The sequence below is a fragment of the Nocardia sp. NPDC004415 genome (assembly GCF_053602435.1).
Genome location: NZ_JBSGDP010000058.1, coordinates 1 through 19,562, shown reverse-complemented (window position 1 = coordinate 19,562; position 19,562 = coordinate 1). Strand labels below are relative to the sequence as shown.

The 19,562-nt window shown below is 71.0% G+C and carries 17 protein-coding genes; 7 read left to right on the top strand and 10 right to left on the bottom strand.

The genetic code is table 11. The annotated features are described in order from the left end of the window. Positions 1 to 2: 2 nt before the first annotated feature. Complete coding sequence (locus tag ACWEMY_RS23285) at positions 3 to 410, top strand: MerR family transcriptional regulator (RefSeq protein WP_452391723.1); 408 nt, start codon at positions 3 to 5, stop codon at positions 408 to 410. A 29-nt stretch (positions 411 to 439) separates the two neighbouring features. Here ACWEMY_RS23285 and ACWEMY_RS23280 read toward each other — a convergent pair whose 3' ends face one another. Both ACWEMY_RS23280 and ACWEMY_RS23275 read right to left on the bottom strand, forming a co-directional pair. Further along, positions 440 to 649, bottom strand: a complete 210-nt coding sequence (locus ACWEMY_RS23280) for a DUF4287 domain-containing protein (protein ID WP_452391740.1) — start codon at positions 647 to 649, stop codon at positions 440 to 442. A gap of 149 nt (positions 650 to 798) precedes the next feature. Beyond that, a complete protein-coding gene (locus ACWEMY_RS23275; protein ID WP_452391722.1) occupies positions 799 to 1,038 on the bottom strand; it encodes a carboxymuconolactone decarboxylase family protein in 240 nt (79 codons plus the stop codon). Between the two features lie 214 nt (positions 1,039 to 1,252). Here ACWEMY_RS23275 and ACWEMY_RS23270 point away from each other — a divergent pair, with 214 nt between their 5' ends. Both ACWEMY_RS23270 and ACWEMY_RS23265 read left to right on the top strand, forming a co-directional pair. Further along, positions 1,253 to 1,402 carry a hypothetical protein gene (locus tag ACWEMY_RS23270; protein WP_452391721.1) on the top strand — a complete coding sequence of 50 codons (150 nt, stop codon included), beginning with the start codon at positions 1,253 to 1,255 and terminating at the stop codon, positions 1,400 to 1,402. 44 nt (positions 1,403 to 1,446) lie between these two features. Next, complete coding sequence (locus ACWEMY_RS23265) at positions 1,447 to 1,890, top strand: hypothetical protein (RefSeq protein WP_452391720.1); 444 nt, start codon at positions 1,447 to 1,449, stop codon at positions 1,888 to 1,890. 82 nt (positions 1,891 to 1,972) lie between these two features. Here ACWEMY_RS23265 and ACWEMY_RS23260 read toward each other — a convergent pair whose 3' ends face one another. Then, positions 1,973 to 2,842 (bottom strand): polysaccharide deacetylase family protein, encoded by an 870-nt coding sequence (locus tag ACWEMY_RS23260; protein WP_452391719.1) that lies wholly within the window; start codon positions 2,840 to 2,842, stop codon positions 1,973 to 1,975. Between ACWEMY_RS23260 and ACWEMY_RS23255 the strand changes: the two genes are divergently transcribed. Further along, on the top strand, positions 2,738 to 3,418 hold the full coding sequence (locus ACWEMY_RS23255; RefSeq protein WP_452391718.1) for a TetR/AcrR family transcriptional regulator: 681 nt from the start codon (positions 2,738 to 2,740) through the stop codon (positions 3,416 to 3,418). The two genes, ACWEMY_RS23260 and ACWEMY_RS23255, sit on opposite strands and share 105 nt — an antisense overlap. A gap of 39 nt (positions 3,419 to 3,457) precedes the next feature. On the opposite strand, the gene ACWEMY_RS23250 is transcribed toward ACWEMY_RS23255, so the two are convergent. Beyond that, entirely contained in the window at positions 3,458 to 3,970 is a 513-nt protein-coding gene (locus tag ACWEMY_RS23250; protein ID WP_452391717.1) for an LGFP repeat-containing protein, read from the bottom strand. Positions 3,971 to 4,595: 625 nt separating this feature from the next. Here ACWEMY_RS23250 and ACWEMY_RS23245 point away from each other — a divergent pair. After that, positions 4,596 to 5,447, top strand: coding sequence for a 3-hydroxybutyryl-CoA dehydrogenase (locus ACWEMY_RS23245; RefSeq protein WP_452391716.1), 852 nt, complete (start codon positions 4,596 to 4,598; stop codon positions 5,445 to 5,447). 83 nt (positions 5,448 to 5,530) lie between these two features. Further along, complete coding sequence (locus tag ACWEMY_RS23240; protein ID WP_452391715.1) at positions 5,531 to 6,130, top strand: TetR/AcrR family transcriptional regulator; 600 nt, start codon at positions 5,531 to 5,533, stop codon at positions 6,128 to 6,130. Between the two features lie 3 nt (positions 6,131 to 6,133). Here the strand turns inward: ACWEMY_RS23240 and ACWEMY_RS23235 are convergent, their stop codons facing one another. The 4 genes from ACWEMY_RS23235 to ACWEMY_RS23220 all read right to left on the bottom strand — a co-directional run bounded on the left by ACWEMY_RS23235 (position 6,134) and on the right by ACWEMY_RS23220 (position 16,043). Beyond that, complete coding sequence (locus tag ACWEMY_RS23235; protein WP_452391714.1) at positions 6,134 to 12,292, bottom strand: amino acid adenylation domain-containing protein; 6,159 nt, start codon at positions 12,290 to 12,292, stop codon at positions 6,134 to 6,136. 369 nt (positions 12,293 to 12,661) lie between these two features. Further along, entirely contained in the window at positions 12,662 to 13,606 is a 945-nt protein-coding gene (locus tag ACWEMY_RS23230; RefSeq protein WP_452391713.1) for a lysophospholipid acyltransferase family protein, read from the bottom strand. Positions 13,607 to 13,611: 5 nt separating this feature from the next. Further along, positions 13,612 to 14,436, bottom strand: a complete 825-nt coding sequence (locus ACWEMY_RS23225; RefSeq protein WP_375929388.1) for a GNAT family N-acetyltransferase — start codon at positions 14,434 to 14,436, stop codon at positions 13,612 to 13,614. Between the two features lie 203 nt (positions 14,437 to 14,639). Next, positions 14,640 to 16,043, bottom strand: a complete 1,404-nt coding sequence (locus ACWEMY_RS23220; RefSeq protein WP_452391712.1) for an NAD(P)/FAD-dependent oxidoreductase — start codon at positions 16,041 to 16,043, stop codon at positions 14,640 to 14,642. Between the two features lie 134 nt (positions 16,044 to 16,177). Here ACWEMY_RS23220 and ACWEMY_RS23215 point away from each other — a divergent pair, with 134 nt between their 5' ends. Continuing rightward, positions 16,178 to 17,032, top strand: a complete 855-nt coding sequence (locus ACWEMY_RS23215) for a LysR family transcriptional regulator (protein ID WP_375929390.1) — start codon at positions 16,178 to 16,180, stop codon at positions 17,030 to 17,032. A gap of 4 nt (positions 17,033 to 17,036) precedes the next feature. On the opposite strand, the gene ACWEMY_RS23210 is transcribed toward ACWEMY_RS23215, so the two are convergent. Next, on the bottom strand, positions 17,037 to 18,689 hold the full coding sequence (locus ACWEMY_RS23210; RefSeq protein WP_452391711.1) for a protein kinase domain-containing protein: 1,653 nt from the start codon (positions 18,687 to 18,689) through the stop codon (positions 17,037 to 17,039). A gap of 55 nt (positions 18,690 to 18,744) precedes the next feature. Then, positions 18,745 to 19,398, bottom strand: coding sequence for an ankyrin repeat domain-containing protein (locus ACWEMY_RS23205; RefSeq protein ID WP_452391710.1), 654 nt, complete (start codon positions 19,396 to 19,398; stop codon positions 18,745 to 18,747). Positions 19,399 to 19,562 lie beyond the last annotated feature (164 nt).

Here is a 19,562-nt window from a genome sequence, read left to right as displayed (position 1 = left end):
CGATGAGCGCGGAGACCAGCGGCTACCTGCAGATCGGCCAAGTCGCCGAACGCACCGAGCTCTCGCTCAAATCGATCCGCCACTGGGACGAGGTCGGGCTCGTCCAGCCCTCGGCCCGATCGGCGGGCGGGTTCCGCCTCTACACCGAAGCCGACGTGGCGCGGATGCTGGTCATCCGCCGCATGAAACCACTCGGATTCACCCTCGCGGAGATGCGGCAACTACTCGACGCGATCGACGCCCTCGACGACCCCTCCGCCACGCCCGCCGCCCGCGCGGCGGCCAAGGCGGATCTGCTCGCGTTCCGCGACAAGGCCACCGAGAGCGCGGACCGATTGCGCCGCCACCTGGCCTATGCCGAGGAGTTCACCGACCTGCTCACCACACGCTCATCGGAGGTCTCGCCCTGATCCGACCGCACATCACGGGTTGCCGCCGGTCATCTGGCGCGATCGGCCAGTGTGTGGGCGACAAGGGCGTTGGCGTGTCCGTGGCCCAGACCGTGTTCGGACTTCAGCCAGGCCACGAGTTCCATGTGCTTGGTCAGCGGTGAGCTGCCGATGATGTCGATCCACTCCGCGATCGGACGCCCATACTTCTTCTCGATGGCGGGAAAGTAGCTGGCAGGGCCTTTGGCCGGTGCGGTCATTTTCGAATTCTCCTGTCGGGGGTGGATCTCATCCTTCAGACGGGCGACCTCGATCGAATTCATCGGTCCGGCCGCCACTGATCTGCCGGCCGCGCACGCCGTTGGGCCCGCCGACCCGGCGCGGTGCGATCCGCGCTGGTCGTGGCTGTTCAGTCGTTCGCGCCGAAGACCCGCTTGGCGGCCGTCATCGCGCCCATCCCGTTCGGCCACCCGGCGTAGAACGCGAGGTGGGTGATGGCTTCCTTCAACTCCGCCTCGGTGACGCCGTTGCGGCGGGCGAAATCGTGGTGGAAGGCGAGCGTGGTCGGTGTAGTGGCCGCCAGGCCGGGGGCGAAGTCGCCGAAGGCGCGCTGTCCGCCGGTCCATCCGGTGTTCTGCTCGTCGGCCATGTGTCCTCTCCTTCTCGGGCGATCGTCCCGTCGGCGAACTCGTCTCCGTCCCATGCAACGGTGTCGGCGACGCCCGCGGTGCTGTTCACCGACCAGCTCGACATCGCTGCGGCCAATCCGCTGGGGCGCGCTCTGCTGGCCCCGATGTTCGGGACCGACCGGCCGCTCCGCCCACTCCGCCGCACGTCGAGCAGCCCGCCAGGCTCGCCGATCCTTGCAGACCGCGCGCGGCCTCTACCGCCGGTACCGGGCGAGCACCGACGAGCACTACCTGGACTGGGCACGATGGCATGCCGAATACCTCCGCGAGTACCGACGAGGCAGTGGCGGTGCGCCGAGCACCGCCGAGTCCGTCAACGACTGACGAACCAGTAGGCGGGGTGCCGCCACGGGACTTAGCATCGGCCGGTGACGAAAGAGCGCCGACGCCGGGTGCTGACGGTGGGTGAGCGACAGTACTTCTGGACGACGTATCACCGGCACGTGGACGGCTGTGAGGAAGTGCTGCGGGTACGGGCGCGTGGGACGGCGACGGGGTTGACGTTGGCGTTCCGGCCCGAGGGGCAGCGGCGTGTTCCGGATGGCTGGGGGTCGGGGGCCGGGGAGATCCGGGACGGTGATCGACGGCTGAATCTGAATATGCCCGGGGTGGTCCGGGCCTTCGTCGACGCGGCCGTCGACGCGGGGTGGATGGACCAGACGCGCACCGCGGGACGTCGCGACGGCTGGGAACTCTTCGATGACGCCTGGGCCAGGCGCAAGCGGCAGCGCGACGGCGATCCCGACGCCGGGGTGGCGGACCGCCTATTCCGGAGCCCTGGGCACGGGCCTGCCCAGCCCGACCCGGCCTGACCAGCTTTACCGGCGACACCCGAACGAAGCCGAGCGGCCCGATTCCCTTGTCGGCGTGGGCTATTCCCGCGCCGAGACCGCACTACCGCTCGGACCCCCGGGTCGTCGCGGCGAAATGGGCGGCGATCTCGTCGCTGGTGGTGTTCCAGACTCCCGGGTGGCCGACCACGTATTCCAGCGCCTGGTCGAGGTATTTGAGGCGGAAGGCCTGGCCGGTGACGAAGGGGTGCAGGGCCAGGGACAGGACGCGGCCGCTGCGCTCGGAGTCGGCGTAGAGCTGGTCCAGCTGATCCTTGACGATCTGGACGAAATCGGGACCGGTGATGGAGTGGGCGGTGAACAAGCCCAGGTCGTTGAGTTCCACGGTGTAGGGCAGGCTCATCATGCCGGGCGAGTTCAGCCAGAACGGCTGGTCGTCGCCGGTCCAGTCCAGCACGTAGTCGAGGCCGAGTCCGGCCAGCAGCGCGGGGGTCTGGAAGGTCTCGCTCAGGGCGGGGCCCATCCAGCCGCGAGGACGGCGGCCGGTGGCCGTCTCGATGGTGTCGACGACCTCGGTGAGGTAGGCGAGTTCCTGTGCCTCGACCTCGGCCTGCACGGTGGAGTTGTTCTTGCCGTGCGCGAGCCACGCCCAATCACGCGCCACACCGGCATCGATGATCTGCGGATAGTTCTCGGCCACATCGGAATTGAGCAGCACGCTCGGGCGCACACCGTGGCGGTCGAACGCCTCGATCATCCGCCAGATGCCAACCCGCGGACCGTAGTCGCGCCAGCCGTGGTTCAGCGGATCGGGGACCAGTTCCGCGGTCCCCTGATTGATGCTGGTCGATGGCTTGCCCAGGACGAAGTGCTCGACATTGAGGCCGACATAGAACGCCACTCGCGCACCTCCGGGCCAGGCGATCGCGGGCCGGTCGATGATCGGGCTGTAGTCGTACAGCTCATTGCGCATGGGGGTGCCTTTCGTGTTGAGTCGACCACCCGGATCCTCGACGCGGCGCTGGCCATGGCCGCGGAAGGCGGCCTGGCCAAGGTCAGCATCGAAGGCATCGCCGAGCGCGCGGGCGTCGGCAAACGCACCATCTACCGCTGGTGGCCGTCCAAAGGCGCGGTCGTCCTGGATGCCCTGGCCCAGCGGGTCGAAGGCCAGCAGTCCAAGAGCTTCGAGGCACCCCCCGACGCCGACTTCCCGGCCGCGCTGCGCGAACTCATCACCGACACCTGGGTCCACGCGGTCGGCGATCAGCTGCCGGTCCTGTCCTGGCTGGTCGGCGAGGCCCAGCACGACCCGGACCTCGCCGCCGAACTACGTCGCCGCCTCATCGACCCCGCCCGCGCCCGCGTCGCCACCTGGATCCGCCGCGCCCAGGACCAGGGCCACATCGCCCCCGACATCGACCCGTCCCGCGTGATCGAACTCGTCTACGGCCAGCTCTACTACCGCCTGCTCATCTCCCCCGGCCCCCACGACGCATCCTTCGCCGACGACGTCGCCGACCTCGCCCTGCGCGGCCTGCGACCCCGATAGCGCCCGGGGCGATGGCGCCTGCGCCCGGCAACCGGGAAATCAGCAGGTCGGCGAGTCGACCACCGCGCCGGTGGTGCGGTTCCAGGTGACGCAGCCGCCGGTGAAGTCGGAGCGTTTGCCGGTGGGGGTGTCGTATTCGTCGGTGGTGGGGTAGCCGAGGTAGGAGCGTTCCCAGCCGAGGGCGGCCCAGCGGTCGCGGACGCGGCCGTTGACGCCGTGGGGGCCGGTGTCGGGGCTCCAGTAGATCGAGGCGCCCTGCTGGTCGTCGCCGGTGAAGTGGGTGTAGGTGCCGTTGTCCAGGCTCATGGTGTTGGTGGTGGGCCAGCCGTAACGGCCGGTCTCCCAGCCGGAGTCGGCCCACTTGGCGTGGATGCCGTAGCCGTTCTGGCCGTAGTCGTGGACCCAGTGGGCCGCTTCGCCGGGGCGCCAGTAGATCGAGGACTCGGGGGTGGTGCCGCCGCGGCTGAAATGGTTGTAGCGGCCGCCGGATTCGGCGGTCGGGCACTGTCGGTGATGGGGACGCCGGTGGCGCGGTGACCGCCCGCGTTCCACATGGTCTCCTTGATCAGGCCGTGCACCTCGTGGACGCCGGTGTCGGCGCGCGAGTACAGGATCGCGGGCCATCCAGGCGGACCGGCGTAGTCGCGCAGGAACACTCCGCCTTCCTCGCTCTCGCGTTCGGGGCCGGTGGGGGCGCCGAGCAGATCACGCAGGGCCGGGTCGCTGTGGTAGCGGTCGTCGATCGCCGAGCCGGCGGCCCGGGTCTGTGGGGCGCTGGTCACCCCGCACAGGGGCCAGCCGTACTGGGCCGCGGCCGGAGCGGCCGACAGCGGGAACAGGCCGGCCGCCACGATCGAGACCGCACCCGCGCCGATCCCGATGCGCCGGGCCGAATGCCGAAACAGGTTGTGCTGCATGATGTCCTCCCCAGGAATCGAATGCTGTTCATGCCAGTTCGCCGGGGCATCGGCGGCGGTTACCGGCCCTGCGGGATCGTTATTTTCACTAAGCACTGTTATCGGCCCGCGACACGAGACCGCGCGTCCGGCAGCGGCGGGCCCACCCCTGGTGACGGACAGATGTGAATTTCGTCGCCACCGCCGGATCGATCCGCACGCGATGGGCCATGAAATGATTCTGTGATCTACAGGGCTACTCGATAGTGGGAGTGACAGCAGTGAAGTTGATCGGTGTGATCGGTGGCGGCACCATGGGTGCCGGAATCGCGGAGGTCTGCGCCAAGGCGGGCAGCGAAGTGCTGGTGCTCGAGACCAAGCCGGAGTTCGCAGAGGCCGCCGAGCAGCGCATCGCCGCCTCGATCGGCCGGGGCGTCACCAAGGGCAAGATCACCCAGGACGACGCCGACGCCGTGCTCGCGCGCGTGCGGGTCACCCTCGACATCGAGGAGTTCGCCGATCGCGACCTGGTGATCGAGGCCGCGCCCGAGATCGAGGCCGTGAAGTACGACATCTTCGGCAAGCTCGACAAGATCGTCAAGCCCGAGGGCATCCTGGCCACCAACACCTCCTCGATCCCGGTGATCAAGGTGGCCGGTGCCACCGAGCGGCCCGAGCGCGTGGTCGGCGTGCACTTCTTCAACCCGGTGCCGGTGATGCCGCTGGTGGAGATCATCTCCACCCTGGTGACCGCGCCGGAAGCGGCCGCGGCCGTCACCGACTACGCCAAGAACACCCTGGGCAAGCTGACCGTGCAGGCCGGTGACCGCTCCGGCTTCATCGTCAACGCGCTGCTCATCCCCTACCTGTGCTCGGCCATCCGGATGCTCGAGTCCGGCTACGCCACCGCCGAGGACATCGACGCGGCCATGAAGGGCGGCTGCGGCTACCCGATGGGCCCGCTGACCCTGCTCGACACCGTCGGCCTCGACATCGCGCTGGCCGCCGCCGAGTCGCTCTACGCCGAGTTCGCCGAGCCGCACTACGCTCCGCCTGCCCTGCTGCGCCGGATGGTCGACGCGGGCCGCCTCGGCCGCAAGTCGGGTCGCGGGTTCTACGACTACGCGAAGTGACCTGTCCCCGCGGGAGCCTGCGCGGCTCCCGCGGGGTTCATCGAACGAACCGTCTCGTCTCGTTCCAGTGGTAGTCTGCCGGAATGACGAACGATCGCGGTCCGGCGACTTCACGGCGCAGCGAACGCTCGCGCCAGGCCATCCTCGCCGCCACCCGGGAGCTGGTCTCCGAGGTCGGCTACGGCAAGGTCACCATCGAGGCCATCGCGGCGAAGGCCGGGGTGGGCAAGCAGACCATCTACCGGTGGTGGCCGTCCAAGGGCGCGGTGATCTTCGACGCGTTCCTCGCGCTCAGCGAGGCCGCCGACGGCCAGGAGATGGCGCTGCCCGACACCGGCGACCTGGCCGCCGACCTGAAACTCGTGCTGCGCGCCACCGTGGCCGAATTCGCCGATCCGGCCTTCGAGCGCCCGATCCGCGCGCTCAACACCGAGATCATCACCGATCCCGAGCTCGCCGCCCAGTACCGCGAGAAGCTGGCGGGCCCGGTCGACGAACTCAAGAAGCAGCGGCTGCGCAGCGCCCAGCGGGCGGGGCAGCTCGACCCCGACGCCGACCTCGACCTGCTCCTCGAGCTGCTCTACGCGCCGCTGTTCCAGCGCTGGCTGCTGCGCTCGGGCCCGCTCACCGACGACTACGCCGACGCGCTGGTCGACCGCACCCTGCGCGCCTTCGGCCCCTGACCCCTACGCCGGTTGCAGGTGACCGCCCGGCGCCGGGAAGAAGCCGGTCTCGATGTAGTGGTCGAAGTAGCGGCGGATGACCTCGGCGTCGACCGGCGGGAAGTCGATCGGCAGCCCGCGGAAGACCTCCTGCGGGGCGCCCGCCTCGACCGCGGTGAGCACCGTGGCCGGGGTCGCCTTGGCCAGCACCGCCGCGTAGTTGCCGCTCAGGGCCGAGGCCCTGGCCAGGATCGGGTCGGCGTCGGGGTGTTCGGCGGCGGTGGTGAGGGTCAGGCCGAATTCGATCGGGTCGACGAATTCGAAGCGGTAGTCGCGGCGGCGGATCTCCTCGTAGACCAGTTGCAGCGGGACCTGCGACCCGGCGGCGCGGTAGGTGTTGCCGAGGGCGGCGGGGTCCAGGGAACGGCCCACGATGCCCGCGGCGACATGGTCGACCGGTGCCATCTCGACGCCGATGGCGCGCACGTCCACGGCGACGCCGAGCACGAGCATGGCGCGCAGCATCGTCCACCAGGCGTCCTCGGCGGGGGCGGCACCGCTGACCGAGTCACCGGTGATCAGACCCGGCCGGTAGACGGCGATCGGGACGCCGCGCTCGATCGCGGTGTAGACGAGCTGCTCGGCCACCCACTTGGTCATCGCGTAGCCGGGCAGGCCGCCGGGAATGCCGCTGTCCTGCGGGATTCCGGCCAGCACCGACAGCGTCGAGACGTAGTGCACGGGCTTGAGCCGCGCGGTGGTGGCCAGCCGCAGCACCTCGGTGGTGCCACCGACATTGGCCGCGCGCATGCGCCCGTACGGTTCGAGATGGTTGACCAGCGCGCCGTTGTGGTAGATCGCGTCGATCCCGTCCGCGAGTTCGGCGAAGCGCGACGGGTCGATCCCGAGGCCGGGCCTGCCGAGATCGCCGGGCACGCCGACCAGCCGGTCCCGCGCGCCGGACAGGTCGATGCCGTACTTGGCGGCGGTGGCGACGACCCGGTCCACGGCGGTGGCGTCGTCGGTGGCGCGGACCAGGCAGTGGATGGTGGCGTCGGTGTGGGTGAGCAGCTCGCGCAGCAGGAAGCTGCCGAGGAACCCGGTGGCACCGGTGAGCAGGATCGTGCGCGGGGCGCCGGGACGGGCCGGTGCGCAGCCGGTGGGGTCGATCGCCGGATCGAGGACGATGTCGGCGGCCGGGTCGGGGCCGGTGGCCGAGGCCGCCGACTCGTCGCGCACCGCCAGCGCCAGATCGCTGACCAGCGGATAGCTGAACAGCAGGCGCAGCGCGACGTCGACGCCGAGCCGCTCGGTCAGTGCCGCGCGGACCCGGATGGCCGAGAGCGAGGTGCCGCCGAGGACGAAGAAGTCGTCGTCGCGGCCGACCCGGTCGAGTTCGAGGATCTCGGCGAAGACCTCGGCGACGACCTGTTCGTCGTCGGTGGCCGGGGCCGTGTAGGCGCGGACTTCCTTGGCCGGGGTGGGCAGGGCCTTGCGGTCGAGCTTGCCGGTGGCGCCGAGCGGGAACTCGTCGAGCACCAGCAGCCGGTGCGGAATCAGGTAGGGCGGCAGCAGGTTCCGCACGGCCGCGAGCACCTCGGCGATGTCGACGGCCTGGCCTGCCACCGGGGTGACATAGCCGACGAGCTGTTCGTGACGCACCGCGACCGCCGCGCCCGCCACCGCCGGGTGGGTGCGCAGGGCGGCTTCGATCTCGCCCGGCTCGATGCGCAGACCGTGCAGTTTGAGCTGGACGTCGGTGCGGCCGAGGTAGGTGATCTCGCCGGTCGGGAGCCTGCGCACCAGGTCACCGGTGCGGTACATACGTTCGCCGACGGGACCGTAGGGGTCGGCGACGAACCGTTCGGTGGTCTTGTCCGGGCTGCCCAGGTAGCCGCGCGCCAGCTGGGCGCCTGCCAGATACAGCTCGCCGGGCGTGCCCAGCGGCACCGGCCGCAGCCGGGCGTCGAGGACGTAGGCGCGGGAGTTCCAGTGCGGCAGACCGATCGGGACGACGCCCTCGCCCACGTCGGTGACATCGGCGCCGGTGATCGACACGGTGGCCTCGGTGGGGCCGTAGAGGTTGTGCAGCCTGCCCGTGGTGGCGGCGGTGAACCGGTCGACGGTCGCGTTCGGCAGCGCCTCGCCACCGACCCAGACCGCGCGCAGCGAACGCAGCGCGTCGACGGGAGCCGCGGACAGCAGCATCTGCAGGACCGACGGCACGATGGTGGTGCCGGTGACCCGGTGTCGCGCGATGGTCTCCGCGAGGTAGGCCGGATCGGTGAGCCCCCGTGCGGCGGCGACGATCATGTGCGCGCCCGCCCGCAGCGGGGTCGCGAAACCGATCATGGACGCGTCGAAGGTGAACGGAATCGATTGCAGCACCACATCGGACGGCCCGACCGTGTATTCGCCGACCATGAACGCCGCCTGGTTGACGATGGCCGCGTGCGGCACACCGACACCCTTGGGCTTGCCCGTCGACCCCGAGGTGAAGATCACGTACGCCAGGTCGAGGGCGCGCAGCGGCCGCAGCCGGTCGGCGTCGGTCAGCCACCGGGCCGGGAAGGCCGACAGCGCACCGGAACTCACGACGAGATCGACGGCGACGAGCGGCACGTCCGGGACCTCGACGGCATCACCGGAGGTGGTCAGCACGCACACCGGGCGCGCGACGGACACGATGTCGGCACGGCGTTCGGCGGGGGCGTCCGGGTCGATCGGGACGTAGGCACCGCCCGCGGCGAACACCGCGTACATGGCGACGACCAGTTCGGTCGAGGGCCGGATCGCCACGCCGACCGTGCTGCCGGGGCCCACCCCGGTGGCCACCAGCAGCCGGGCCAGCCGGTTGACCCGGTCCGCGAGCTCGCCGTAGGTGAGGGTCAGTTCGCCGGCGGTCACCGCGGGCGCGGCGGGATCGCGCAGCGCCTGCGCCCGGAAGGCGTCCAGCAGGGTCACATCCGGGATCGGCCGCACCTCGCCCACGGGCTCGGTGTGCTCGGCCTCGACCAGCAGCGGCAGGTCGCCGACGGGCCGCTGCGGCGCGGCGACGGCGGCGGCGAGCAGCCCGGCCAGCCGCAGGCCGAGGGTGGCCATGCTCGACTCGTCGAACAGGTCGGTGGCATAGCGCCAGGAGCAGCGCAGTCCGGCGGCATCGGGCTGCGGCACGACCGTGAGCTGCAGGTCGGTCGGCGCCACCTCGTCACCGAGGTCGACGGCCGAGACGATCAGATCGGGCAGTTCCAGCCGCGCGCCCGCGAAGTTCTGGAACGACAGCGCCACCTGGTACAGCGGGTGGTGGGCCTGCGAGCGCGGCGGATCCAGTTCGGCGACCAGGCTTTCGAACGGGATGTCGGCGTGCGCGAAGGCGGCCAGGTCGGTCTCGCGGACCCGATCGAGCAGGGCGGCGAAGGATTCGGCGGCGTCGACCCGGGTGCGCAGCACGACGGTGTTGACGAACATGCCGACCAGGTCGTCGAGTTCGGGTTCGCCCCGTCCGGCGACCGGGGCGCCGACGGTGACGTCGTCGGTGCCGGCGACGCGGGCCAGCAGCACCGCGAGCGCGGCCCGAACCACCATGAACAGTGACGCGTTGTGCTCGCGCGCGAGATCCTCCAGCGCGCGGTGCAATGCGGCGTCGAGCACGAAATGGTGCGCGGCGCCGCGGCTGCCCGCGACCGGCGGCCGGGGCCGGTCCGTGGGCAGTTCCAGCAGGGTCGGGACACCGGCGAGTTCGCCGCGCCAGTAGTCGAGCTGCTGGGCCAGCAGCGAGCCGGGGTCCTCGGCCGCACCGAGGAGCTCGCGCTGCCAGAGCGTGTAGTCGGCGTACTGGACCGGCAGCGGCTGCCAGGTGGGCGCGGTGCCGTGGGCGCGGGCGCTGTAGGCGCTCACCAGGTCACGGGTGAGCGGTCCGAGCGAGAAACCGTCGGTGGCGATGTGGTGCACGACCACCGCCAGCACGTGTTCGGTGAGGGTGAGCTGGAACAGGGCGGCGCGCACCGGAACTCGCGCGCACAGGTCGAAACCGCCCGCGGTCAGCCGGGCCAGTTCCACGCGCAGATCGTCCTGCGCGACGGACCGGACCGCGAGGTCGAATCCGGCCTCGGCGGTGGGCAGCACCTGCTGGTACCCGGCACCGTCGATCTCGGGGTACACGGTGCGCAGGACTTCGTGCCGGTCGAGCACGTCGCCGAAGGCGGCGGTCAAGGCGGCGGTGTCGAGCGGGCCGGACAGACGCAGAGCGGCCGGGATGTTGTAGGAGCTGGACCCGGGGTCGAGCCGGGCCAGGAACCACATGCGCTGCTGGGCGAGCGAGAGCGGCACGCGGGGACCACGCTCGCGGCGGGTGAGCGGGACACGGGCCGAGGCGGCGCCGGTCAAGTCGTCGAGGGCGGCGGCCAGCCGGGCCACCGTGGCGTGTTCGAAGACGGTGCGGGCGGGCACCCGGATCGCGGTGGCCGCGCCGAGCCGGCCCGCGAGCTGGGTGGCGAGCAGGGAGTTGCCGCCGAGGGCGAAGAAGTCGTCGTCGCGGCCGATCTCGTCGGCGCCGAGCAGCTCGGCGAAGATCGTGGCGACCGTCGTCTCGGTGGCGGTGCGCGGTGCCTCGACAGCGCGTGCGGTGAGCTCGGGTTCGGGCAGGGCGCGGTGGTCGAGCTTGCCGACCGGGGTCAGCGGCAGCCGGTCGATGACCACGATCGCGGCGGGTACGGCGTGCTGGGGCAGACGCTGTTCGGCGCGGCGGGTCAGCGCGGCGGTGTCGACGGTGGCGCCGGGCACGGGCACCACATAGGCGACGAGGGCGTCGGCGCCGCTGGGCAGGGTGCGGACCAGGGTCGTCGCCGTGCGGACGGTGTCCTCGGCGGCGAGTACCGCGTCGACCTCGCCGAGTTCGATGCGGAAGCCGCGCAGTTTCACCTGCGCGTCGGTGCGGCCGAGGAAGGCCAGCTGGGTCGAGCCGTCGGCGGTGCGTTCCCATTTCACCAGGTCGCCGGTGCGGTAGAGGCGTCCGCCGGTGACCGGGTCGGCGACGAAACGCGCGGCGGTGAGCCCCGCGCGGGCGTGGTAGCCGCGTGCCAGGCCGGGGCCGGACAGGTAGAGCTCGCCGGGCACCCGGTCCGGGACCGGGCGCAGGCGCGCGTCGAGGACCAGTGCGGTCATGCCGGGGATCGGGGCGCCGATGGTGATCAGGTCGCCGGGGGTGAGTGGGTCGCTGATCGAGGCCGCCACGGTGGTCTCGGTGGGTCCGTACAGGTTGTAGAACCGGCGACCGGCCGACCAGCGGGCGATCAGGTCCGGCGGGCAGGCCTCGCCGCCGACCACGATGGCCGCCAGGTCCGGCAGCGCCGTGGCGTCGACGCCCGCCAGCGCCGCCGGGGTGATGAAGGCGTGGCTGACCCGTTCGGCGCGCAGCAGCTCGGCCAGTTCGTCGCCGCCGTAGATCTCGGGCTCGACGATGACCATGGTCGAGCTCGCGCCGATCGCCAGCAGCAGTTCGAGAATGCTCGCGTCGAAGCTGGGCGAGGCGAAGTGCAGGGTGCGCGCGGCGCCGGTGATACCGAAGCGGCGGATCTGCTCGGCGCAGAGCCCGGCCAGGCCGGTGTGGGTGACGGCGACGCCCTTGGGCACGCCGGTGGACCCGGAGGTGTAGATGACGTAGGCGATGTCGTCGGGGTAGAGCCTGCGGGTGCGGTCGCCCGCGAGCACCGGCGCGTCGGAGGCGGCGGCCAGCTCGGCCGCGCAGTCGGCGGAGTCCAGGGCGAGCCAGCGCAGTCCGGCGTCGAGGCGGGTGGCGTCGGCGGCGGTGGCCACGCCGAATCCGGCGCCGGAGTCGGCGAGCATGTGCGCGACACGCTCGGCCGGGTACCGCGGGTCGACGGGGACGAACGCGGCGCCGGTCTTGGCGACCGCCCACACCGCTACCACGGCCTCGATCGAGCGGGTCAGTGCCAGGACCACCCGGTCACCGGGGCCGACGCCGCGGCCGATGAGCACCCGGGCCAGCTGCGAGGAGCGCTGGTCGAGTTCGGTGTAGGTGACACCGCGCCCGGCGAAGCGGAGGGCGGGGGCGTCGGGGGCGCGTTCCACGGCGGCCAGCAGCAGCCGGGGCAGGGTGGACACCGGAGCGCGGCGGGATCGGCGGGGGACGGGACGGCGTACGCCAGAAGCTTGCTCGGTCACCGGTCTTCGATTCCCTTCACCCTGCACTCGTCCGTCCGGAACGTCACCCGGACTCTCGGCTACACGGGGTATCGGCGAAATCCCGCGGGACGGTACGGCAAATATCTCATCAATTTCCGCCCAGCGGCAATCCAGAGGTTTGAACGTTCCGACGAATAGGTATAGCCGACTGCCCAGTTTGTTGTACGCGCCATACGCAGGGCATTCACCCGGACCGTTCGCCGCCGAACGGACGCGAGCGTTTCACATTCCGGTTCGCCCGCGCCGATCGGCGCCGACCAGCACATCCTCAGCGAAAGGTGCCCCCACGACGCCACATCCCGGGGACCGCGTCGCGTTCCCCGGGATGTACTAAACGAACATAACTGATTACCAGCGAGTAGCCATCACCGTTCGGCGAATCGGTGCCCGCTCCCCCACCGACGGATCCTGCACGCGGGTGCTGCCCGCGGCGATCCACTCGGTGTCGAGCAGTCCGTGGCGGGAGGCGTCGGTGCCACGCACAGCCGCCGCGCAGCGCCGGGCCAGGTCGCGGCGGTCCGTGCCGGGCCACTGCCGCGGCTCCAGCACGATCTCTACGGTCATGCCCTTGCTGCGCAGCACGCGCCGGGCCGAGTCACCGAAGGTGTCGGTGCCGACGAAGGCGGGGACGGTGCACGGGTTCCCGTCGCCGTCGAGGTAGCGCAGCCGCACGGGCTGGACGGGGGTGGCGGTGTCGATCGCGGCCTGGAACAGGGCGGGGCGCAGCGAGCCGTAGGCGCGGCCGCACCAGGTGGTGCCCTCGGGGAAGACCGCCACACGCTGGCCGTCGGCCAGCCTGCGCGCGATCCGGTCGACCACGCCGGGCAGTTCGCGCAGCCGGGCGCGCTCGATCGGGATCACCCGGGTGAGCTTGGCCAGGGTGCCCAGCACCGGCCAGTCGACCATGTCGGCCCTGGCGACGAACCCGACCGGCTGCACGGCGGCCAGCGCGAGCACATCCGCCCAGCCGATGTGCCCGGCCACCACCAGCACACCGGTCTCCGGGGCGGCGAACCCGTCGACGGGTTCGTGACGGTGATCGACGATCCGCAGCCGCAGGCCCAGGCAGCGCAACGCGGTGCGGGCGTAACGGCGCTGCATCTGTTCGCGGCGGGCCTTCGGCGTGGCCGCGGTGAGCACGGGGAAGCTCAGGACCAGCCCGATCACCCCGGCCAGCCGGGCCAGGGTGCGGGCGGTGCCGATCTCGTCGATCGGCTCGATGCAGGCGGGCCCGCAGGGGCTCGACGGCATCCACGAATGCGAGGCGGTGGCGGGCGGCGCGTCGAACACCATGGCGGTTACTTCCCGTCGAAATTGGCGGCCGCGCTCTGCAGCCGCTCCAGGTACCGGGTGTTGATGGTTTCCATGCCGAGCAGCGCGACGAAGTCGGCGACCGCGAAATCGGGGTCGTGCGCCGGTTCGCCGCAGATCTCGGCGCCCAGGCGCAGGTAGCCACGTAACAGCGGCGGCAGCTTGGGCCTGCTCGGCGGGGTGAGATCGTCGAGGGCGACACCGTCGACGACGACCGGCCGGTACGGGTGCACCCGGCGCTCCGGATCGCAGGCGTGACGGCCGAGCAGCAGGTCACGCACGCCGCGCACATTGACCCCGGCCGGGTCCTGCGGGGTGTCGCGCATGGGCACCGAGACGCAGCCCATCACCCAGTCGTAGCCGGTGAGCTGGATGTAGTGCAGGATGCCCGCCCACATCAGGGTGAGCACCGAGCCGTTGCGGTGGTCGGGCACCACGCAGGCCCGGCCCATCTCGACGATCCGGTGCCCGGCCGGGTCGAGCTGGGTGAGGTCGAATTCGGTCGCGGTGTAGTACCCGCCCGCGGCGGCGACCTTGTCCGGCGGGAGCATGCGGTAGCAGCCGACGAACTGCTGGGTGAACTCGTCACGCACCAGCAGGTGGTCGCAGTGTTCGTCGAAACGGTCCGCGTCGCGGCCGGTGCCGTCGTCCGGGATGACGAAGCCCGGCTCGTTGGCGAACACCTGATAGCGCAGACGCTGTGCGGCCTCGCGGTGTTCGGCGTCCGAGGCCACCACCAGCGAGTACTGAGACTTCTCCACCCCTGTGCCCGTCGGACGAGCGGGCGCCGACAGTACTGACGTAATAGTCATACCGCTGATGAAGCCAGCCCGAATCGGCGTCGGGCTGACCGCGAAGTGTCGCCGCGATGCCGACTCGGTGAACGAGACCGCGGTCACACCGCCCGTTCACCGAACGGTCTCGAAACGTTCGCCGACCTGCGGGATTGCCGTCGAACTGCCCGGCGCGCACGACGACCCGCCGCCAGTGGCGACGGGTCGATCGTGGAGTTCGGTCAGACGGTGACGCGTTCGCGGGCGGCCTTGTCGTCCTCGGCGCGGTCCCGCGGAGTCGCGGGCGTCTGCTCGGCCGTCGGCGCCTGCTCGGCCGTCGGCGCCTGCTCGGCCGTCGGCGCCTGGTCGGCCTTCGGTACCGAATCGGCCTTCGGGGCCGGGAACGGGGCCGAGGCCGGAGGCAGATCGGCGAAGCCCGGACGCGCGGTGCCGATGAAGGCGACCAGCCACGAGGCCACCGCGGCGAAACGGTTGCGGAAGCCCACCAGGTAGAGCAGGTGCACGGCCAGCCACATGGCCCAGGCGATGGTGCCGCGGAAGCTGATCTTCTCGTTGAGCTTGACCACCGCGCTGAAGCGGCTGATCACAGCCATGCTGCCCTTGTCCCAGTAGACGAACGGCGTGCCCGCCGGCTTCTTGCGGCGGATGATGTCGGCGGCGTGGCGGCCCTCCTGCATGGCCACCGGCGACTGGCCGGGGTAGCCGTTGAGCGAGGTCATGTCGCCGATGGCGTAGATGTCGGCGTGGCCGCCGACGGTGAGGTCGGGGTTGATCAGCAGGCGGCCCGCGCGGTCGGTCTCGGCGCCGGTGGCCTCGGCCAGCAGCTTCGCGAACCCGCCGACCTGCACGCCCGCCGACCACACCACGGTCTCCGCGGCGATGCGGCGCTCGATGCCCTCCTTGTCGCGGACGGTCACCTTGCCTTCCTCGATGTCGGTGACGAAGGTGCCGAGCAGCACCTCGACGCCGCTGTCGGTCAGCGAGCGCTTGGCGTACTCCGACAGGCCGCCACCGAAGGGCGGCAGCACCTCGCCCGCGCCCTCGACCAGGGTCACCGAGACCGGCTGGTGGAAGTGGCGCTTGGCGAGTTCCTTGATCTGGCCCGCGACCTCGACACCGGTGGCGCCCGCGCCGACGACCACGAAGCTGAGCAGCTTGCGCCGGGTCACCTCGTCGACGTGCTCGGCCTGGGCGAAGACCCGGGCGATCTGGGCGCGCAGGCGCTGGGCGTCGTCGATGGTCTTGAGCGAGAAGGTCTTCTCGGCGAAGTCGTCGCGGCCGAAGTAGCTCTGGCTGGCGCCGGTGGCGGCGATGAGCGAGCCGTAGCTGATCTGGCGGGTGCCCTCGGCGGTCTCATAGGTGAGCACGGCGGCGTCGGCGTCGATCCCGGTGACCTTGCCCAGGCGCACGTCGGCGGTGGGCACGCGGCGCAGTACGTTCTTGATCGGCGGGGCGATCTCGTCGGCGGTGAGGACCCCGGTGGCGACCTGGTACAGCAGCGGCTGGAACAGGTGCTCGGGCGTGCTCGAGATCAGGACGTAGTTGATTCGTGACTTGGCCAGCTGCTTCGCCGCGGCCAGCCCGCCGAAGCCCGAGCCGACGATGACGACATCTGTGTGTTCCATGATCACAACGCTCCAAGATCGGTAATGAGTCCTTTCCTATGAGTAAACGCGATGCGGAATGAAGATGTTTCCACTGCCTGGGCGCATACTGGAGATCACTCTTATCTGCATAACTAATGAATGGGAGCTACCTGGTGGAACTGCGTCAACTGGCCTACTTCGTCGCGGTGTGCGAGGAGCTCAGTTTCAGCCGCGCGGCCAACCGCTGCTTCATCTCCCAGTCCGCGATCAGCCATCAGATCGCGAGACTGGAACGTGATCTGGGGGCCCAGCTGTTCGAGCGCACGACCCGCGCGGTGGTCCCCACCGATGCCACGCTACGGCTGCTGCCGCTGGCCAAGCAGATGCTGAGCCTGGAGTCGGCCATCCGCGCCGCCGTGCGCACCACCGGGCCGCGCGTGCGGCTGGCCGCGAACATGTCCTTCGCCGCGCCCTCGCTCTCGGCCATCGCCGCCGCCCGCGCCGCGCATCCCGACGCCGAGATCGAATACGTGATCAAGCCGTTCCGGCAGCGGATCAACGCCGTGGCCGACGGGGACTGCGATCTGGCGCTGATCCGCGGCAGCGTGGACCAGCCCGGGCTGGCGGTCGAGCAACTGTGGGTGGAGGACCTGGTGATCGCCATCTCCAGCAGTCATCCGCTGGCCGAACGCGGCGCCGTCACCCTGGCCGACCTGGCCCCCTACCCCCTGCTGCTGCCCCCGGAGCAGGAGCAGGTGCTGCTGCACACCCTGATCCGCTCGGCCTTCGCCGACCTGCCCACCGGCCCCACCTTCGGCCCGCCGATCCCGCCCGACCACACCGCCACCATGGAACTGCTCAACCGCCCCGAATCCTGGACGATCCTCTACGAGGGCCCCACCAAGGGCCTGCTCACCCTCGACCTCACCGACCACCGCCTGCGCATCCCCGTCTCGGCGGTCCTGCGCGAGGAGGCCCGCCAGAACACCATCGTCAACACGCTGCTCGACGCGTTGCGGCGCCGGTGAGGGTTCACCAGCGCCCGGTGCGCAGCGCCTTGCGGTAGCGGATCCAGCGGCCGGTCGACGAGGAGGCCGCGGTGGCGACCAGCGCTCCGGCGAGCACGAACACCGCGCCGCTGATCACGGTGCCGACGTACACCGACTGCACCGTGGTCGCCACCACCACGATCAGCGCGATGATGCCGATCAGTACCGCCGTCATCATCGACATCACCCGCCCCGCGGTGCGCGCGCACAACAGCAGCACGGCGCCGCCGCCGGTGAAGGCGACAACCACGAGCAGCACCGCGATCGCGATGAAGGAGCCGGTGGTGTCGTCGCCGCGGTCGATCTCCTTCATCGTCTCGGTGACGCCGTAGATGGTGAAGGCCAGGATGCCGAGGCTCACCAGCAGGGTGAACACGCCCACCAGCATCGCCCCGGTCTTGCTCGGCTCGGGTCCGAGCTGTGCCCGCCACGCGGCGCCGTGTGCCATCGCCCTGCGCGGATCACCGACCGGCACACCGTATTCCGGCTGCGGCCACAGTGGTGTCTGACCGGCGTACCCGTGTTGTGCGGGCGCACCGAACCCGTACGGCTGCGCCACCGCGCCGTGCTGCTGCGCGTGCTCCCCGGAGCCGGGGCGGGCGCGCCCGTCGGTCGCCTGGTGCTCACCCGAGCCGTGGTGCCGCACGGCCCCGGACCACGGCTGCCGATGCTCGCCCGACTCGCGCTGTGCCCCACCGGTCCACGACGGTCCACCGGTACCCGGCAGTGCGTACTCGCCGGATCCCCGTGCCGGTTGCGATGGATCGGTCCAGGGCCGCGAGACCACCGGTGCCGCGATGTGCTTGCCTTCCAGCGCGTCGCGGATCGCCTCGGTGAATTCCGAAGCGCTACCGAAACGTTCGTCGCGGCGCTTGGCCATGGCCCGGGCGATCACGCCGTCGATCGCGGCGGGCAGGTCGGGCCTGCTCGCGCTCAGGCGCGGGACCGGCTGGGAGAGGTGGCCCATCACCGCCTGGCCGGGGTTGGTCGAGGCGTACGGCGGGTGCCCGGCGTAGAGGGCGAACAGGGTGCAGGCCAGGGAGTACTGGTCGCTGCGGTGGTCGACGACCTCGCCGGAGAGCTGTTCGGGCGAGGCGTAGGCGATGGTGGCGGTGAAGGTGCCGGTGGCGGTGAGCTGGGTGGCGGCGGTGGTCACCCGGGCGATGCCGAAATCGGTGAGCACGGCGCGCTGGCGGAGGCTGTGTTCGGCTTCGGCGATGAGGATGTTGCCCGGTTTCACGTCGCGGTGCAGGATGCCGTGCTGGTTGGCGTAGTCCAGCGCCGCGCCGGTCTCGCCGATCAGCCGCGCGGTGACCTCCGGTTCGTGCGCGCGCGAATCCCAGGAGGCGGCGTCGGTGCCCCGGATGAACTGCATGGCGATCCACAGGTAGCCGTCGTCGCTGCCCCGGTCGAACACCCCGACGATGCCCGGATGGTCGAGCTGCGCGACGACATCGGCCTCCTGCTCGAAGCGCCGCTGGAGCTCCCGGTCACCGGAGAACTCGCGATTGAGCAGTTTCAGCGCCACGCTGCGCGGCAGCCGTGGATGCTGGGCGAGGTACACCGTGCCCATACCGCCTTGGCCGAGCACGCGTTCCAGGCGGTATCCGGCGAAACTCGCCCCCACATCCAGCACGATCAGTTCCTTCCGTCCCCCGGTTCGCAGGCCGACGTTACCTGCCGGGCCACGATCAGACGAACCCCTTCTCGACGAGCTCGAACCCGTCGGCCCTGACCCGGTGCCGCTGCCCCAAACCGCCCGCGACCCGGCACCAGCTCTCGACCAGCAGCGCGTCGGTGACCTCCGGGTCGAGCGTGATCGAGAACCCGCCGTACATGCCCGGGATCGGGCACCACAGCACGGCTTTCGGGTATTCGAGCACCGGTCCCACCGGCGGCGTGCGGAACCGGCTCTCCACGCACAGGTCGTACGCGCGGCTGAAAATGAGTGCCCGCAACTGACATTCGAGTTGCGCCAGGGTGCTCGCGGACACCTCGCGCAGCAGTTCCGGCTCGAGCAGCACCGCGAGATGGTCGTGGCCCCGCGCGGCGGCGATATCGGCGGCGGTCTCCCCGTCGGTGGTGCGCAGCGTCCGCCAGGCACCGAAAGCCAGCAGCCGCTTGACGATCGACACCGGCGCGCCCTGATACGCGGCCTGATGCAGCGGCGCGAACCGCGACCAGCCGCCCAGGCGCGACAGGTTCACCCGGCCCCCGCTCGCGATCAGCTCGAAGACGGCGTCCCATTCCCCGGCCCGCGCCGCATCGGCGAGCCGATCCCGGCGTTCGCCCTCCTCCTCGGCCAGCATCGAGCGCCGCCCGACTCCCTCCCACGTCAACTGCATGTGGGCCAGCCTAGTCAGCGGTCAGGTGAAGGGCAGGTCGGCGAGGGCGTGGGCGACGGAGGTGTGCAGGGCGAGCATCTCGGCGTCCTCGTCCTCGGCCGCCCAGGTCATCTCCTCGACGGTGCGCAGGAGTGCCCAGCCGCGCGCCCTGGCCGGGTCGACGG

What these genes read in the sequence shown, in the direction of transcription:
- ACWEMY_RS23285 (WP_452391723.1), top strand. Translation starts at nt 3, where the DNA reads ATGAGCGCGGAGACCAGCGGCTACCTGCAGATCGGCCAAGTCGCCGAA.
- ACWEMY_RS23280 (WP_452391740.1), bottom strand. Translation starts at nt 649, where the DNA reads ATGACCGCACCGGCCAAAGGCCCTGCCAGCTACTTTCCCGCCATCGAG.
- ACWEMY_RS23275 (WP_452391722.1), bottom strand. Translation starts at nt 1,038, where the DNA reads ATGGCCGACGAGCAGAACACCGGATGGACCGGCGGACAGCGCGCCTTC.
- ACWEMY_RS23260 (WP_452391719.1), bottom strand. Translation starts at nt 2,842, where the DNA reads ATGCGCAATGAGCTGTACGACTACAGCCCGATCATCGACCGGCCCGCG.
- ACWEMY_RS23240 (WP_452391715.1), top strand. Translation starts at nt 5,531, where the DNA reads ATGACGAACGATCGCGGTCCGGCGACTTCACGGCGCAGCGAACGCTCG.
- ACWEMY_RS23230 (WP_452391713.1), bottom strand. Translation starts at nt 13,606, where the DNA reads ATGGTGTTCGACGCGCCGCCCGCCACCGCCTCGCATTCGTGGATGCCG.
- ACWEMY_RS23225 (WP_375929388.1), bottom strand. Translation starts at nt 14,436, where the DNA reads ATGACTATTACGTCAGTACTGTCGGCGCCCGCTCGTCCGACGGGCACA.
- ACWEMY_RS23220 (WP_452391712.1), bottom strand. Translation starts at nt 16,043, where the DNA reads ATGGAACACACAGATGTCGTCATCGTCGGCTCGGGCTTCGGCGGGCTG.
- ACWEMY_RS23205 (WP_452391710.1), bottom strand. Translation starts at nt 19,398, where the DNA reads ATGCAGTTGACGTGGGAGGGAGTCGGGCGGCGCTCGATGCTGGCCGAG.